The sequence below is a fragment of the Marinagarivorans cellulosilyticus genome (assembly GCF_021655555.1).
GTDB classification, from domain to species: Bacteria; Pseudomonadota; Gammaproteobacteria; order Pseudomonadales; family Cellvibrionaceae; genus Marinagarivorans; species Marinagarivorans cellulosilyticus.
Genome location: NZ_AP023086.1, coordinates 243,421 through 259,460 on the forward strand (window position 1 = coordinate 243,421; position 16,040 = coordinate 259,460).

The 16,040-nt window shown below is 45.9% G+C and carries 14 protein-coding genes; 8 read left to right on the forward strand and 6 right to left on the reverse strand.

Translation table 11 applies throughout. The features are described from left to right. Positions 1–35: 35 nt before the first annotated feature. Positions 36–1,280: a glycosyltransferase gene (locus MARGE09_RS00900; protein WP_236985490.1), complete on the reverse strand. Its 1,245-nt coding sequence runs from the start codon at positions 1,278–1,280 to the stop codon at positions 36–38. A gap of 214 nt (positions 1,281–1,494) precedes the next feature. Between MARGE09_RS00900 and MARGE09_RS00905 the strand changes: the two genes are divergently transcribed. From MARGE09_RS00905 to MARGE09_RS00940, 7 genes are all read left to right on the forward strand, one after another. After that, complete coding sequence (locus MARGE09_RS00905; RefSeq protein ID WP_236985491.1) at positions 1,495–2,181, forward strand: response regulator transcription factor; 687 nt, start codon at positions 1,495–1,497, stop codon at positions 2,179–2,181. Between the two features lie 60 nt (positions 2,182–2,241). Then, positions 2,242–3,582: a FecR family protein gene (locus MARGE09_RS00910; protein WP_236985492.1), complete on the forward strand. Its 1,341-nt coding sequence runs from the start codon at positions 2,242–2,244 to the stop codon at positions 3,580–3,582. Positions 3,583–3,629: 47 nt separating this feature from the next. Beyond that, positions 3,630–5,972 carry a CHASE2 domain-containing protein gene (locus tag MARGE09_RS00915; RefSeq protein WP_236985493.1) on the forward strand — a complete coding sequence of 781 codons (2,343 nt, stop codon included), beginning with the start codon at positions 3,630–3,632 and terminating at the stop codon, positions 5,970–5,972. Positions 5,973–6,064: 92 nt separating this feature from the next. Beyond that, the gene (locus tag MARGE09_RS21615; RefSeq protein ID WP_275068740.1) at positions 6,065–7,222 is read left to right on the forward strand and encodes an OmpA family protein; all 1,158 of its coding nucleotides are present in this window, start codon (positions 6,065–6,067) and stop codon (positions 7,220–7,222) included. A 66-nt stretch (positions 7,223–7,288) separates the two neighbouring features. Further along, the gene (locus MARGE09_RS00930; RefSeq protein ID WP_236985494.1) at positions 7,289–8,110 is read left to right on the forward strand and encodes a mechanosensitive ion channel family protein; all 822 of its coding nucleotides are present in this window, start codon (positions 7,289–7,291) and stop codon (positions 8,108–8,110) included. A gap of 157 nt (positions 8,111–8,267) precedes the next feature. Further along, positions 8,268–8,513 carry a hypothetical protein gene (locus MARGE09_RS00935; protein WP_236985495.1) on the forward strand — a complete coding sequence of 82 codons (246 nt, stop codon included), beginning with the start codon at positions 8,268–8,270 and terminating at the stop codon, positions 8,511–8,513. Between the two features lie 79 nt (positions 8,514–8,592). After that, complete coding sequence (locus MARGE09_RS00940) at positions 8,593–8,967, forward strand: YidB family protein (protein WP_236985496.1); 375 nt, start codon at positions 8,593–8,595, stop codon at positions 8,965–8,967. 35 nt (positions 8,968–9,002) lie between these two features. On the opposite strand, the gene MARGE09_RS00945 is transcribed toward MARGE09_RS00940, so the two are convergent. From MARGE09_RS00945 to MARGE09_RS00965, 5 genes are all read right to left on the reverse strand, one after another. Continuing rightward, the gene (locus MARGE09_RS00945; protein WP_236985497.1) at positions 9,003–11,537 is read right to left on the reverse strand and encodes an AMP-binding protein; all 2,535 of its coding nucleotides are present in this window, start codon (positions 11,535–11,537) and stop codon (positions 9,003–9,005) included. Positions 11,538–11,586: 49 nt separating this feature from the next. Next, the gene (locus MARGE09_RS00950) at positions 11,587–12,525 is read right to left on the reverse strand and encodes an SGNH hydrolase domain-containing protein (protein WP_338040768.1); all 939 of its coding nucleotides are present in this window, start codon (positions 12,523–12,525) and stop codon (positions 11,587–11,589) included. Between the two features lie 15 nt (positions 12,526–12,540). Then, positions 12,541–13,515 (reverse strand): acyltransferase family protein, encoded by a 975-nt coding sequence (locus tag MARGE09_RS00955; protein WP_236985498.1) that lies wholly within the window; start codon positions 13,513–13,515, stop codon positions 12,541–12,543. 268 nt (positions 13,516–13,783) lie between these two features. Beyond that, positions 13,784–14,299: a GNAT family N-acetyltransferase gene (locus MARGE09_RS00960; RefSeq protein ID WP_236985499.1), complete on the reverse strand. Its 516-nt coding sequence runs from the start codon at positions 14,297–14,299 to the stop codon at positions 13,784–13,786. 82 nt (positions 14,300–14,381) lie between these two features. Beyond that, positions 14,382–15,248, reverse strand: coding sequence for a LytR/AlgR family response regulator transcription factor (locus MARGE09_RS00965; RefSeq protein WP_236985500.1), 867 nt, complete (start codon positions 15,246–15,248; stop codon positions 14,382–14,384). A 66-nt stretch (positions 15,249–15,314) separates the two neighbouring features. Here MARGE09_RS00965 and MARGE09_RS00970 point away from each other — a divergent pair, with 66 nt between their 5' ends. Then, complete coding sequence (locus MARGE09_RS00970) at positions 15,315–15,983, forward strand: hypothetical protein (RefSeq protein ID WP_236985501.1); 669 nt, start codon at positions 15,315–15,317, stop codon at positions 15,981–15,983. The last annotated feature ends 57 nt before the right edge of the window (positions 15,984–16,040 follow it).

Here is a 16,040-nt window from a genome sequence, read left to right on the forward strand (position 1 = left end):
ACACTGTTGTGCCTAGGGTAAAAACACTGCTTAAACTAGCTCGGCAACGTATTCTCAATTAAATCACAAGCACTAATAATTGCGCGGCTATTTTTTACATCTTCCGCGTAATAAGGCAGTGCTTGTGATTTTTTTGAATTTTTTAACATCGAATTAAGTCGTGGTATAGCATTCTCTGCCGTAAAGTGCTCAGGCATAATATATGTACCTAGGCCCAACTTATAAATACGATTGGCGTTGTCGGGTTGATCATACTTAAGTGGCCGAATTAACTGCGGTATTCCTGCTTTAATGGCTTGTGCTGTTGTACCTATTCCCCCGTGATGAATAACCGCCAGTGCTTTAGGTAGCGCATAATCAAAATCGATATAGCGCATGTGTACGCACAGTGTGGCGCCCTGCAGTGCCTCTATACCTTGGTTGCCCCCGACAAAAATGCCCGGCACTTGCAGTGCCTCGCATATCCTTCTTCCTTCTTTGCAAAGCGCAAATGCCTCTTGTACTCCTGTGCCTGTTGTAAAAATTATGGGTGCACCTAAGTGTTTAATAAATGTGTCAAATTGTTTTCGGGCATCAAGGTCGGGGCGATTTTGAAGGGGAAAGCCTACTAGTTTTAAATTGGCAGGCCAATCACGCTGTTGCCTGCTATACCATTGTGGAAAGAAGCCTATTTGTAAGAGTGCTTTCGATTGCTTTTGAAACTTTAAGGGGCACTGTAAACGTTTGCGGGTCGCCATATACTGTGCCGCATGAGGCCCTTTGTAGAATCTTAAAAATTTTATTTTACGGTGCCTGCGTAAAATAAAAGGCAAAATAAATTTTGGCACATTGGTAGGAATCGTCCAGCACAGTGGGGCGTGAGCTGCATAGGCAGAAAAAATAAGATTAGGTGATAAAATAATTTTTATGTGAGGGATACTAAATTTTTCTGCGGCTGCACCTGCACCATTGTGATTACCCAAAGTGATGACTAACGAACGCTCATTTGCAGGTAAGTGCTGAATAAACTCGAATGCCGGTTCAAATGCGGGAGCATGATAATATTCAAAATTATCCGTATAGTTATCTGATTTCCACGCGCGCGCACTATTACCTTGGTGGTACTGCGCTTGGGTACCGACCGAAACAAACTCGCACCCAGAGGCAGATATTACCGAGCTAAAGTAATCGTTAGACAAAAAGCTCACGCGATACCCGCGCTGAATTAACTCTGTTGCAAGGGCGATCATTGGGTCAATATCCCCATGAGTGCCCAGCGCATAAAAAATGATGTGTATCATCGGGTTTGTCTATTCTCCTTATGGTTTGTGGCGAAGTAATAATAGTGGGACACGTAGGGTAGTGTGATTCCGGATACAGGTTCTGTGTTTTTAAAATTACCCGCACATTGTTAAAGCTTATAATCTCGCGGTGTTTATGTAATGAATACTCTGCCGTATTTCGTTATAGTTGCGCAGTATTTTTGCATGTTCAATGCCCCTTTAGAGACCTCTTATGCTTATCGGCGTTCTAGAAGACGACCCTGCCCAAGCTCAGTTGCTTATTTCGTGGTTAGAAGCCGCTGGCCATCACGTGCAGCACGCGGCATCGGGTGATGATTTTTTAGGTATCTATAGCCAGCATGCATTGGATTTGGCCATTTTAGATTGGCAGGTGCCGGATAAATCAGGCTTAGAAGTGTTATCCATATTACGCACTCAATACGAATGCCAAATTCCCATTTTGTTTTCTACCCAGCGCAATACCGAAGCCGATATTGTCACCGCACTGCAAACCGGTGCCGATGATTACCTGACTAAGCCTGTGCGGCAGGCCGAATTGCTTGCGCGCATTACGGCACTAGGGCGCCGTGCTGGCATTGCTGAAACCAGTGCACTGATGAGCTTTGGCCCGCTAACGATTGATACACAGCAGCAAACCATTAGCAGCCATGGCGAGTTAGTAAAGCTCACCCGCAAAGACTACCTCGTGGCATTGTGCCTTTTTCAAAATTTGGGAAAAGTACTATCGCGCGAGTATCTATTAAAAGCTGTATGGGGCATAGATACCGGTTTGGATACGCGCACCGTAGATGTGCATGTTAGCCGGGTGAGGCGAGCCTTAAAGCTTGGGCCAGAGCTGGGTTATGGCATAAAAAATATTTACCAGCACGGTTATCGCTTGCTTCAGCTTGATGCCTAATCGCGTTGGTTCTTCTTATCTCTACCGTTCTTTGCACAGTTATTTACTTCGGATAAAACTATGATTTTTTTCAACAAAAAGCGCTTAGTGCTCTTTTTATTTACCTTATCGACCGTTTTGGCGGCCGCTACAGCCACCGCCAAAGATTGGGTTTATACCGTTAAGCCCGGCGACACCCTATGGGATTTGTGCTTAACCTATACCACCCATAAAGCGTGCTGGATGGAAGTTGGGGAATACAATGGCGTTGGTTACCCTCCATCGCTGGCGCCGGGTACGCGTATTCGTTTTCCCGTGGCGTGGCTTAAAGCTCAGCCGGTACCGGCCAATGTGATTTATGTGGCCGGCAACGTGCAGCTGGCTTTAGCCAACCAGCAGGCACGCCCAGCTGTAGTGGGGGATGCTTTGCCGATGGGCGCGCAGGTGCAAACTGGCGAGGGCAGCTCGGCAACGTTGCAATTTGCCGATGGCGCTACTTTGGTGCTGGAGCCGCAATCACAAGTCGTAATGGATTTACTCACACGGCACCAGCAAACCGGCATGGTCAATACGCGCTTAAACTTGTTGTCTGGTGCGGCTAAGTCGCGGGTGCCCAAGCGCGAACCGCGCTCTAACTTTAGTGTGTCTACACCTTCGGCTATCGCGGCGGTGCGCGGTACCGATTTTAGAGTAAGCGCCGATGCCAGCCAAATGCGCAGCGAAGTATTCGAAGGCAATATCGAAGTGGCAAACCCGCCACAAGCAAACAAGCGCCAGCGTGTGGTATTACCGCAAAGCTTTGGTTTGCGGGTAGAGCAGGGTAAGCCTTTGGGCAAGCCAGTAGCACTATTGGCCCCAGTGGCCTGGTTCGACGATGCCGAGAATGTCGTTTTACCCTATACCCTCACATGGCATCCTGCAGCCGAGGCTAGCCGTTATAAAATCGAGCTGTTAGCGCCATCGGCGGCCGAAGAAATTATTGCTAGCGGTTACAGTACCGAAGGGGCGTGGTTGCTGCCCTTGGCGCAAGGCCAATGCTTTTCGGCGCGCGTAAGTGCCATTGATAGTTCGGGCTTACAGGGTATGCCAGCGGTACGCGAACTATGCGCTGCTGAAGCCTTGCGGCCAGCACAAGCGCTGAGTATTCAAAGCAAGCAGCTTATATGGCAAGCGGTGCCTAACGCTGTGGCTTATCGGGTGGAAGTGAGCGAGGATGCCGCCTTCACGGCTCCTGTGATATTGGCCGATACCAACGTGACCGAATTGCCGCTAACGGCAGACAATAAAGGCCAATATATTCGCGTGATTCCGCTCGATGCCCAAGAGCGTTTAGGCAACCCGAGCGAGGCCATTCAAGTGAAGTGGCAAAACACCGAAGGCATTATTGCGACCGTGTTATTTTTCGTTTTATTGGCGTTGTAGCCGCAAAATGAAAGTGTTTATGGAGATTTTCAAAAGGATTGCTGTGCATGCTAAGCAATTTTAAGGCGGCGGGGCTTAAGTGGCTTGGGCATTTACTGCTGCCGGTACTTTTGGCGGCCCTAGCGGCCGCCGCCTACCAAGGCCAGTGGTTAAAGGCGCTGGATGTGCTGTTGTACGATACCGCCCAGAAATTGCGCCCAGCAACGGCTGCAAATAATAGCGTGATTGTGGCCATTGACGAGCACAGTATTGAACAGCTGGGGCGCTGGCCTTGGCCGCGTAATTTACATGCACAGTTAATTACCTTATTCGCTGACTACAAGGTCGAGACCATTGTTTTTGATGTGTTATTTGCAGATGCCAGTATTGCCGCGCAAGATTTAGCCCTAGCGCAAGCTATGCAGCGCCACGGCGGTGTTGTTTTACCTTTGTCGATAGAGCCGCTAAGTAGCACAGGCCAATTGTTAGAGGTGTTGCCTACCGCGCAACTGTTTGGTGCCGCTAAAGCGGTGGGCCATGCGCATGTCGATTGCGATTACGACGGCGTGTGTCGTTCGTTTTATGCGCGCGAAGGCTTAGGTGGGCCAGCGTGGCCGCATTTGAGTGCCGCTGTATTGCCTGCCAATACGTTATTGCCGGGCGCGCGCGCAGGTCAGCAAGGGCCTTTGTCCCCTTTGTGGATATACCGCGATTATCACAATTTTATTCCTTTTAGTCCTCGTGATCGCGTGCCGGTTGTCTCTTATGCCGATGTATTAGCAGGGCATTTACCAGCGCACTATTTTAATGGGAAAACGGTATTTGTCGGCGCAACTGCCGCTGGCGTACACGACATTCTAACCACCCCGGTGGGTCGCATGCCGGGAGTCGAAATTACCGCCTTAATACACCATCATTTATTGGCCGGTACATTGGTGCAGCGCTTACATGGCCCCATTACCTTGGTCGTTATCGCCGCATTTCTAGTGTTAGTGCTCGGTGGTCTATCGCTATTGGCACCTAGGCCCTTTTTACTGGCTACCTTAAGCTTGGTAGGGTTGCAGTGTGCGTTCGCCTTTGCTTTATTGGTATGGGGCCATCGTTGGTTGGCCATAGCGCCAGTTATTATTGCCACCTTATTGTTTTACCCGCTGTGGAGCTGGTTGCGCTTAGAGCTAGCCATGGCCTATTTACAGCGCGCCTTAGCCCTTCGCTTGCAACACCCAGCGCAAGCATCGGGCTTATTAAAGAAGGCAACACCTGTTCAACCCTATACGCCTTGGTTAATGGCGAGCGATACCGTTGCCCGAACGGTTAATCAATTGGATTCGGTATCAATGGCGCAAGAGGCCGCGCACCAGCTGTTGCAGCAGAGTGTTTCTGGGCTGCAAGAAGGCTGCATTATTTTTGCTGATACAGGCCGCTGTTATCTCACCAATACATTGGCGCAGACGTGGCTGCCCGAGTGGCACAGTAGCGATGTAAAAGATTTAAATCAGCACCTAAGCTTACCGGCAGATTGGCCTGCCAGCATTGCTGATGTTTTCGCGCGCGATGCGGTTATTCGCTGCGAAGCGCAAAGTGCGGCTACAACTTTTTTTGTGCAGGTTAAACGTTGCCCTATTACGTTGCCTAATCGCTTCGAAGCCATTGTTGCGGGGGTGCTGACGCTCACGGATATTTCTGCCCTTAAAGCTAGCGAGCGCGCACGCGAAGAGACACTCAACTTCATATCGCACGATTTGCGGTCGCCGCTGGTGTCTATTTTGTCGTTAATTGCTCACCAACGCGATGCCGGCAGCAATGTTGCGGATATGCCAGCATTGCTAAGCGACATAGAGCGTTATGCCAACCGCAACCTTGCATACTCCGAAAGCCTTTTACAGCTAAATAGAGCCGAGCAATTTGCCCCAGTGCAGAAAGCGGCGATGTGCGATTTATTGGCCGTATGTGAAGATGCTTTTGCACAAGTACAGCCTTTTGCAAAAACTCAAAATTGCCCCATGCAGCACAACTATGTTGGCGAAGAATTTTGGGTGCAGGGTGACTATGAGCTGCTACAGCGGGCGGTGGTTAATTTATTAACCAATGCCATTAAATATGGCGCGTCGCCAAAGGGGGTAGTTTTACAGTTATGCCGCGATAACCGTGACGCAACCAAGGTGCAGCTAAGCGTACAAGATTTTGGTGCGGGTATGGATGCGGCGCAGCAAGTTCAAGCTTTTGAGCGCTTCACGCGCAACCCGCTTGCTGGTAGCAGTGGGGCGGGTTTGGGCTTATTTTTTGTAAAAACGGTAATCACTAAGCACGGTGGCGGCATAACATTGCAAAGCGCCCCGAACAAGGGCTGTTGCATCGCCTGCACGCTGCCGTTACAAGCGCTAGATTTTCTTACCGAAAACGAAATGTAAAACCAGATTTTACAGGGTTTTACACACTTTTTTTGGGCCTTTCCCCATAATGGCGTCACCGATTACGGACGCCCCATTGATGGAGACAGACCATGAGCAACCTAATTTCTAGCCCGCAAGCCCTTAGCAAACGCAAAATTGTTGCTGCAATAGCGTTGGCCGCCTTGTGTTCCAATCAGGCAGTCAGCCAAAACGTGCACGACAACAGCGGTTTTACCATTACGCCTTCAGTGGGCTACCACACCCACAACGCCAGTAAGCAAGGCTTGGACGATAGCAGCACAGTAAGCCTAGGCGCCGGCTACCAATTTGCTAGCCCGTGGGCCACCGAGCTAACTTACCTTGTAAGCAAGCCAGATATTGCCAATGGTGTTGGTGAAGTAGACGAAGAGCACCTGCGTTTAGACGCCCTTTACCACTTAGATCAAACCGAAAAAGCACAGCCTTATGCGGTATTTGGCGCGGGCATTAGCGAGTTTGCCAGCGAAGGCGTAAAAGTAGATGACACCCTCGTAAATGCGGGTATGGGTGTTAAGTATGCGTTCAACGACATTGTTGCATTGCGTTCGGATATTCGCTTAATTCACCACCTCGATGCCCATGCAACGCAAGCGGCAATGAACTTAGGCGTAAGCTTTTTGTTGGGCGGTAAATCGTCTAAAACAACCGTAACCGATAGTGATAGTGACAACGACGGCGTATTAGATCGCATCGATAGCTGCCCAGGCACGGCGGCCAACACCGAAGTTGATAATACCGGTTGTCCTTCTCGCAAGGTGGTTTTAGATGGCGATAACGATGGCATTGAAGACGCAAAAGATGCCTGTCCAGATACCAAAGCTGGCGCCAAAGTGAATGCAGACGGTTGTTACAAAATGCTAACCACCGATCGCAAAGTCACGCTTAAACTGCAGTTTGAAAATAACGCGGCTGCTGTTTTAAATCCTAACGATCCACAAATAAAAGCCTTATCGACTTTTATGCGTGAATACCCCAAAGCCAATGTTGTGATTGAAGGCCATACCGACGATCGCGGCAGCGCGGCTTATAACCAAGCCCTATCCCAAAAGCGTGCGCAAGCCGTTGCCAATATTTTAATACAACAACAAGGCATCGATGCGAGCCGTATAAGCGCTAAAGGTTTGGGCGAGTCAACCCCGGTAGCCGATAACTCTACGGCACAAGGCCGCTCACAAAACCGCCGAGTAGAAGCGGTTGTTAGCGCCACAACACAGACGATAGCTCCATAACATTTAGCCACTGATGTCCATCAGTGGCTATTTTTACTAATACATAAAATTTTATAGGACAGAGGTATGAACGAGAATATTGAAGAACTATTACAACGTGCGCCAGAAATAATAGTGACTTATGGCGTAAAAATATTATTGGCATTTGCCGTCTATTTAATTGGTAAATGGATTGCCAAAGGGATTGCTGGGTTATTAGAAAAAGGCATGAAGTCACGCAATGTAGACGCTACTATTATTAGCTTCACTAAAAATATAGTGTACTACGCCATGTTTACCATGGTGATTATTGCAGCGTTGGGCCAGCTCGGCGTGCAAACAGCTTCTTTTGTGGCCATTATTGGTGCTGCGGGTTTAGCTATTGGTTTTGCTTTACAAGGTTCGCTTGCCAACTTTGCCGCAGGCGTATTATTAATACTATTCCGCCCCTTCAAATTAGGTGATTTTGTAGAAGCTGGTGGTGCATCGGGTGTTGTTAAAGAGGTTTCAATATTCTCTACCATTCTAACTACAGGCGATAACAAAACCGTAACTATCTCAAACGCTTCAGTTATGGGTGGCAATATCACTAACTATTCAACACAACCTGAACGTCGAGTAGATTTTACTGTGGGCGTTAGCTACGGCGCAGATCTTGACTTAGTGCGCAAAGAACTCACCGCCATAGCAAAAGGTGACGATCGCATTATTGTCGATAAAGGCATCACCATTGGTTTAGCCGAACTTGCAGATTCATCTGTTAACTTCGCCTTTCGCATTTGGACAAAAACCGAAAACTATTGGCCGCTATATTTCGATACTAACGAAAAAATTAAAAAGCGTTTTGATGCTGCAGGTATTGAAATACCCTTTCCACAAATGGATGTGCATGTCGCAAAAGAGGCGTAAGCCTCTACCTTATTCGAGTCCTGGTGAGATGTATTGACCAAACATCTCGAATACTCGCTATAACTTCATTCTGGTAAGGGCGAAGTTATAGCGTTTTAAATATTTTTTAAGTAGATAGATAAAAATTTTAAAGCCTATATTGTCAAGGAGAACACTGATGAATTATGTGTCAATTAATGGCGAAAGATACGAAAAAAGACTACTAGATTTAGCAACCACTTATACCACTGGGCGAGGAGAGGGCGAGCTATCTAAAAAAGAGGTGTTGAGTCTTATTACTTGCGCCAAAGATGGAATGTCTGTGACAGAGCCCGAACTTAAAACATTATATTTTATTCGCCAAAATTTTAATTTTAGCCGCGCCGCAATAGAGCTTTTTGATGCGCAAATGCTAACGTTATAAATTCACGGATTCTTCACTTTAGTTTGTAATACGTGTTAGTAGGCTAAGCTAAACGCGAAATGTAAAAGGATGAACAGCTATGAACATGATTCAATCACTATCGACTTTGGTTATTGCTCGGTTTTCTGGAAAAATAAATGCCGATGAACACTCGGTGATGAATGCCCTAAAAAGTTTATTGCCCGTTCACGGTAACGATATTGATATAGGCGCATTGATTGAACGCATAGCGATGAATGGTGGCAATGTTGTTTCTTTAGCCATGTCGTGGTTAAGCGACGATAGCAACCAAACCCTAGCTGCAGATCAACTATCGTCGTTACTCGGTGAACATAAAATCAGCGCATTCTCGCGTGCGCTTGGCCTAAATAAAAACGAAGCAGCAAACGCATTAGCCAGCATTATTCCGCAGCTGATCGACCAGAATAGCCAAGGTGGCTTTCTACGTTTTTAGTGCTAATTGTTAGTGATGAGATTCAAATAGAATTATTAATTTTTCATCCATCTTTTGATCACCTGGCGGGAGCAAATTAAGAATAGCTCATAAAGTTTCCAGCCGACTAAGCCAAGTGCAACACCGATAGCAATACGTGCTATATCAATATGCCAGTCGGCACTAAAGCTGTCTATTGGGGCCCTTGAATGCAACATATAGATGAAAAGGCTTGCTCCGCCAATTGACGCGATCATAGGTTTTAGGAGCGAAGGTATGTTAATACTCTGGAACCATATGAGTAACAATCCACCAAGAGCAACAGTTATCATTCTAGAAAGATCGTTAGGGAAAAATATAATCGGTAGAAAAATTGTTAAGGCAGAAGCAATTTGCTTTTGTCTTAGTTCCGTTGCTGCAAAGCCCAAAAAGCCTAGAGCGAATAACCAGTAACACCATGTAATTTCTTTGCCTGAAAGCCCATAAGTTTCACCCCATTTGAAGTATTGATCCATAACGCGTGCTGCAATTGCAATTGTCAATAATATGCCAGCATAAGAGAAACCATTATCCCTTACCCAATTACGCAGTGGTTTATACATAATTGGTAATGCAGTAATAAAAATACTTTGTGCTAAGGCACAAATAAACCAGGCCGGCAGAGGGACAACTCCTGTATCGGGAATGTTATTCATAACCAAGAAAATGGCTGGAAAATTAATCGGGTCTCCTTTAAGTATGGGGAGTATGATTAGAATGGTCCAATATGGTAGCAGTACGTTAATGGTCATTGATTTGAAGAAGGATTTTGTATTACCGTTAAGTAATGCTTCCCATTGGAAGCGAAGTAAATTTAATCCACTTACTAGTAACAGTAATGCGGCGCCACCAGCCATGAATGATAGCCCTGCATGGTTGATAACTACAGCTAACACGGAATAGCACCTTACAACGGAACTGGATTCTAATTTAGACACCCATCGCCTGCCCGTTTTGCTCGTCGCGAGCGTTGCTAGTTCATCGATTGGCCGCGTCTCCCAGTGATCAGGTACAGTACCCAGTGCCTTTTCAATATCTAAACTGGTTTGAACATAGGTTAACGAGCTGCCTCCCAAGGTTTTAAACGTGTCTTGCGGGCTCACGTCATTGATATTTAGGCGTGCTTTGTAAATGGCAGTTAGTTGATCTTGTATAGACCCTTGAGTTGAGGTTAAAGTCGGTTCTACTTTTGGAAATTGTACTTGAAGTGTCTTATAGTCTACTTTTCCGTTACTGAGGCGCGGTGGCTCACTTGCGATAACTACCCGCACGCAAGATTCAGGTAACCGAGTTAGCTCCAATGCTCTTGCCATTACTTGATTTTGCAATGCGGTATCGCTAACAGCAATTAACAACTCGTCATCGTTGCCTGTGCATAAACACGACAACCCTTCGTTTTCAAAGGTACTCTCTAGCTCATCTAAACCTAATCTGATACCAAAGGGTTTGATAAACCTATTTATTCTGCCGGTTATGCGATATAAGCCTTTTTCATTAATTTGTGCGACATCCCCTGTTTTTAAAGTATCTAATTTTTCATCTATGAGTAGGTCCGAAGCTTTAGTGGCATACCCCATCATAATATTTGGTCCACGATAAATCAGCTCACCATCAATTCCAGTTTCTGTGATAGTGCGATTTTTATCGTCTAGTAAATTAAATTCACCCCCCGGTATCGAAACACCAATGCAATCAGGAAAATCTGCTGCTAGCTCAGGCGGTAGATAGGCCATGCGCGCTGTTGCTTCTGTTTGCCCATACATCACATAAAATTCTGCAGATTTTTTCTTAGCTAAATGGCTAAAAAGCTTTACTTTTTCGGCTGAAAGGCGTCCGCCCGCTTGGGTAAAGTAACGCAGGCTAGGGAGCTCTTGTGTCTGAAAATTTGTCCTTTCTAATAGTTCATAAATATAGGGGACCCCTGCAAATGATGTACATTCATGCTGCTTGAAAGATTCCCAGAACTTTTCTTCTGTAACCGTAGATTCGCTAAGAACAACAGAGCCGCCAGCACTTAAGTGGGAGTTGATGACTGATAAGCCGTACGAATAGTTAAAGGGCAGTGTTGTAATCGCTCTATCCTTTTCGGTCAAACCCAGATAGCTGGCGATCGATTCGGCATTTGAGATAATGTTCTTTTGGCTAAGTTTAATTTGTTTGGCGTTGCCAGTGCTGCCAGATGTCGATAGTACTACGCAAAGGTCGGGGTGTACCGAAACGGTTGAGTCAGCTTCTGGTGTTGATAACTTCCATACGCCAGAAGATTTTGAATAATGATAGCTAATCGGGTAGGTAGATAAAATGCTTTGGATATTTATTTCATCTTTAGGGTTTACTAACATCGCCGGCATGCCAATTTTTAGTGACGCTAAGTAGCAAATAATAGGGCGAAGGTCATTGCTGCACTCAATAAGAATTAGACCCGCCTCTGAACCCATTGCCTTAATAAAATTGTCAACATGCTCTTCTAATTTGGAATAAGAAATCTCGATATTATCTTCAGTTATTAATGCGATATTATTTTTGAAGCGCTGGTAGTCTATTAGTTGCATATTTTTTCGACCCTAAAGTAAATCCGAGTGGCTATGATTGAAATTTTGCTTACTGCAGATTCATGATGCTTTTGGCGATGATTTCACCACCGTAAATACTTAAGTGATTGCTGTCAAAAAACAGGGGTTTTTCATTTTTTATTGCAGGGCAGTAATAGTCGCCGCACAGTGAGTCTATAGTTTTAACGGCTATCAAGTTTTCCGACCAAGGCAGCTGGTTAAGTTTGTCTAAAATAAACGCATTAGTCGCCTCGTATTCATCAATAGGAATAGTGTTGGCTAGGTCGTAAGTATATTGCTTATGAAATATGGAAAACGGTGTCGTTATTTTTTCTATGTCAACAGGTAGTTCTGGGATTGGGAATAGTACAAATACTTTTTTACCTGACAGTTGCAGCCGTTTTATAACCTCGTGTAGGCTTTTCCAGTATATTTCTCGAGGGTCTATATTACCTTCTGGAAATAGCTCAGGGTGTTTTCTAATGTAATGTTCAGCATCATAAATAAATGGTGTGTACCGAAAGCCAATTAGCACATTCTCAATTTCTTTCTTGTTTTGTATATGGCTTAAGCTTTCTCGAAACCACTCGGTGCAGCCGATGCGGCCGCCGTCATATAGCAATACCGGCGGGCAGCCACTAAAGCTCAGGTGGAGTAGGCTTTCGCCTTTTGATTCTAGTTGTTGAGACAGGGCGTATGCGGGCTCAACAATATGACTATCACCAAATACGGCCCATTTGAGATTGCCGTTTTGATATTGGCAGGACTTGTCTGGCTTAAGGTAGTTGGCTCCGGATGTATGGCATCCGTTACGTTTTGGGCTATATAGCGTAGTTGCTGGGTAGGTCGGAGCTGAAAATCTATTTTCATAGCCTTTAAAGTAGGAGCCTGTGAGGCCAAGCGCCCCAAAAAAAGATAAAGCAACAATCGAGTAACTAAAAATAGCTCTTCGATTGTATTTCTTTCTATTTCTAAACGGGGTTTCGATATATCTCCAGCATGCCTAAGCAAGTATAAATGTACATACAATGGCAACACTGAAATGCTCAATAGAGGGTTCGTGTTGAAATTTCATTCTTAAGAATGCAAATAGAGGTTGGTGCCAAAGGTAGAGCGAATAAGATATTGCGCCTATCCAGACGAAAGGTTTTAGCGAAAGCAGTTTACCTACAAGAGTGGTACTTGTTGCATAGCGTATGATTAATGCGGCTCCTAATACGGGAACAATGGCATAAACCCCAGGGAATGGTGTTTTATGCGTATAAAAAATAATACTGTAGATTATTAATAATAAGCCAATCCCGGCCATTATCTCGTCAAACTTAGGCTTATTGCCAGCCGTTGTTCGGGGGTAGAATGCTAGCAGTGAACCGGCTAATAGCTCCCATGCTCGGCTAGTAATTAAATAGAAATTGGCATCCTTAAATTGTCGTATAGATAAGTACTCTGATAAACATAAAGAAGCTACCGATATGCCGGCTAATAGCGTTACTATTTTCCAGCGTGCAGTACTGGCTAAATAAAGCATCAAAAGGGGAAAGAATACGTAGTATTGCTCTTCGACAGCGAGACTCCATGTGTGAAGCAGGGGCTTTTCATCGGACGCGGTCGAAAAGTATCCATTGGTTAAGAAAAAGTAAACATTGGAAAGGAAGGTAACTACAGAGAAAACACTATCGGAGTAGCTTTTCAATAGCGTAGCAGGCATTAATATGTAAGCCGCAATCGATGTGGTCGCCAGCATAACCATAAGTGCTGGCAAAATTCTCCGTGCTCGGCGTTCGTAGAAGTTAACGATCGAAAACGAATTATCATTGAGTTCGTTAATAATGATGGTGGTGATAAGAAAACCACTAATAACAAAAAATATGTCAACACCAACGTAGCCGCCTGAAAAGCCGCTAATGCCCGCATGAAAAAGGATGACGGGAATAACCGCAACAGCTCGTAAGCCGTCTATCTCTGCTCTGTACTTCATTCATCTATCTCTAATGCAAAGTATGGATGCTAGGTTTTTATAAATTGCCTAAATAAGGCGCTGTTTAGCCATGCAAGATATCGGTACAGGCTCTGTATTGAGGGGTCTTTATAAGTGGGTTTTAGATTATGCTCGCTTAGCGCAAGCTATGCATCATAGGGGTATGTTAACAAAATTTCTTGGGTGTTGGTCCTCCTAAAAGGCATTGGCTTAGGTGTGGCTAGGATGGGTGTGTGGACGACTAGTTGTGCGGTGGAATACCACATGGTCAAGTTCTAACCAGCGATGTCAACACATGGTGCTCCCATCGCCCATCAATCTTCAAATAATTTTTTGCTAAGCCTTCTTTTTGAAAGCCAAGCCGCTGGAGCAGTTTTGCCGAGCGGTTGTTGTGGGGCATATAGTTAGCCATTATGCGGTTTAGATTAAGCTCGTCAAAGGCATAGCGAATAGCTTCTTTACAAGTTCGGCGCATGGTGCCGGTACCTTGCGCGCAGGCCGCTACACCATAGCCCATATAACAAGCCTGCAGCGGGCCATAATAAATTTGCGAAAGGGTGCAGTGAGCAAGAATCTTAGGGCAGTCGGCTTGGTAAGCGACAAAGTAGGCGAAGCTTTTTTGTTTTTGCTGGGTTATATAGTCTTGTATTCGAGCTGCCCAAGCTTCCGCGGTGTGGAAGCCATGAGGGTGAGAGGGCGCCCACGGTTTGAAGTGGGCGCTGTTAGTTTGGTAGTAATGTGCCATGTGCTCGGCATCTTGAAGTTGTAATAATCGAATAATCACTGGTGCGGCTCGGTTGGGACAAATAGGGTATCAAATGAGTGAGGAAGAGAGGCGTGTAACAATACCCTGTAATTTGCCGCAATCACAAACTCAACTTCTCTTTAAACGCGTCGCGGTAGCGCCGCGATAGTGTGAGCTGTATGCCATTTTTGAGTGTCAATGCGTAATCACCGGCGTCTTGACTTTCTATATGCGCGACTTGGTTTAGATTCACAATGCTCGAGCGGTGAACTCGGGCAAATTGGTTAGCCGGTAATTGCTGGCTGAGCTGCGTCATGGTGATGCGCATAGGAAATACGCGTTCGCCGACGTGTAGGTTGGCATAATTGCCGGCGGCTTCGACCCAATCAATACTATTTACCGCAATCAAGAATTCTTTGCCAAGCTTCTTTACGAGTAGTTTATCGGGCATGATTTCAGTGGTGTTTTCGGTTTTGGCCAATAAGCTCGATTCGCCTTGAATACGCCGAACAATAAAGCGATAGGCACTAATGATAATAACCAGTGATAAATAAGCGACGGCATCTTTGCGTAGCTCGTAAATAAACTCATAACGCCAATCGCCAAAAACGTAATGGCTGTGCATGGCGATATACCAAAGTTTGCGTAACGCCACCATGGCACTGACGTGTATAGCGGAAAATAATAGCAGTGCACACAAATGCAATAAGCCTTGCCAATACCAAGCCCATTGCCTAGGCCAATGTTTTAGCAGCTGTGCTATGGGCCATACTAATAGGGCGACTACAATGATGCTGGTTGCCTCCCAGCACAGTGGCTCCCACAGGGGCAAAGAAGAGCCAGCGCGTCGCGCCTCCATAAGCGTTGTGGTGGTATTAAGTACCAAGTGCACGCTTAGCCAGCTTAAAAGCAGCAATGGCGCCCACAGCCATTGGTAAGACAAAAAGTGTGCGCTAAGGCGGCGTTGAATTGCAGAGGCTTCCATCATTCGTTTTATTTCCGTTTTTGGTCATTTAGCGGTAAATTGCACGCCAAACATTATTGAAGCTACGGTATGAAGCCACTTATTGTAAACATTCAACAAGCGTTAAAACAAAACCTCATCCCGGGTATATGCTTGCAAATTTTTGCCTTAGCGCTGGCGCTGGCCTATTTTAAATGGCCGGCAGCGGCGCCGGTATTTAATGCCTTTGCAGAGCTAAAGCTCAGTTATGGTTGGGGCTATTCGCTGGTTGCCACGGCAATTTTTGGCGGTTTAATTCCCTTTGCTTACCTGTGGTTTACAGGCCTTGTACGCAGTGCAGTGCTGCCTATTCTGCTGTTTTATGTCTTCTTTTGGGCCTATAAGGGAGTAGAGGTCGACTTGTTCTACAGTGCGCAAGCACATTGGTTTGGTACTGGGTCCGATTGGCCAACGCTCATTAAAAAAACATTGGTCGACCAGTTTATTTACGGCACCTTTTGGGCTGCGCCCACCATGGCCATTGGCTACGCATGGAAAGAAGCCGGCTTTAGTTTTTCCCGTTTACGCGGCCTGTTAAATCGCGATTTCTTTTTTCTGCAAATACCCACAACCTTAGTGACTAACTGGCTTATTTGGATACCCGCCGTACTGATTATTTACTCTATGCCTATGGCGTTACAAATCCCACTGTTTAACTTGGTACTGTGCTTTTTTGTACTGCTGTTAACGACGATTAGCCAGCGTAAGCCCGAAGCCTAAGGGCAAGGGCCGCAGCCCCGTCACAGTGGCCTGCCGCTGGCTCTTCTCCGCTTTAGT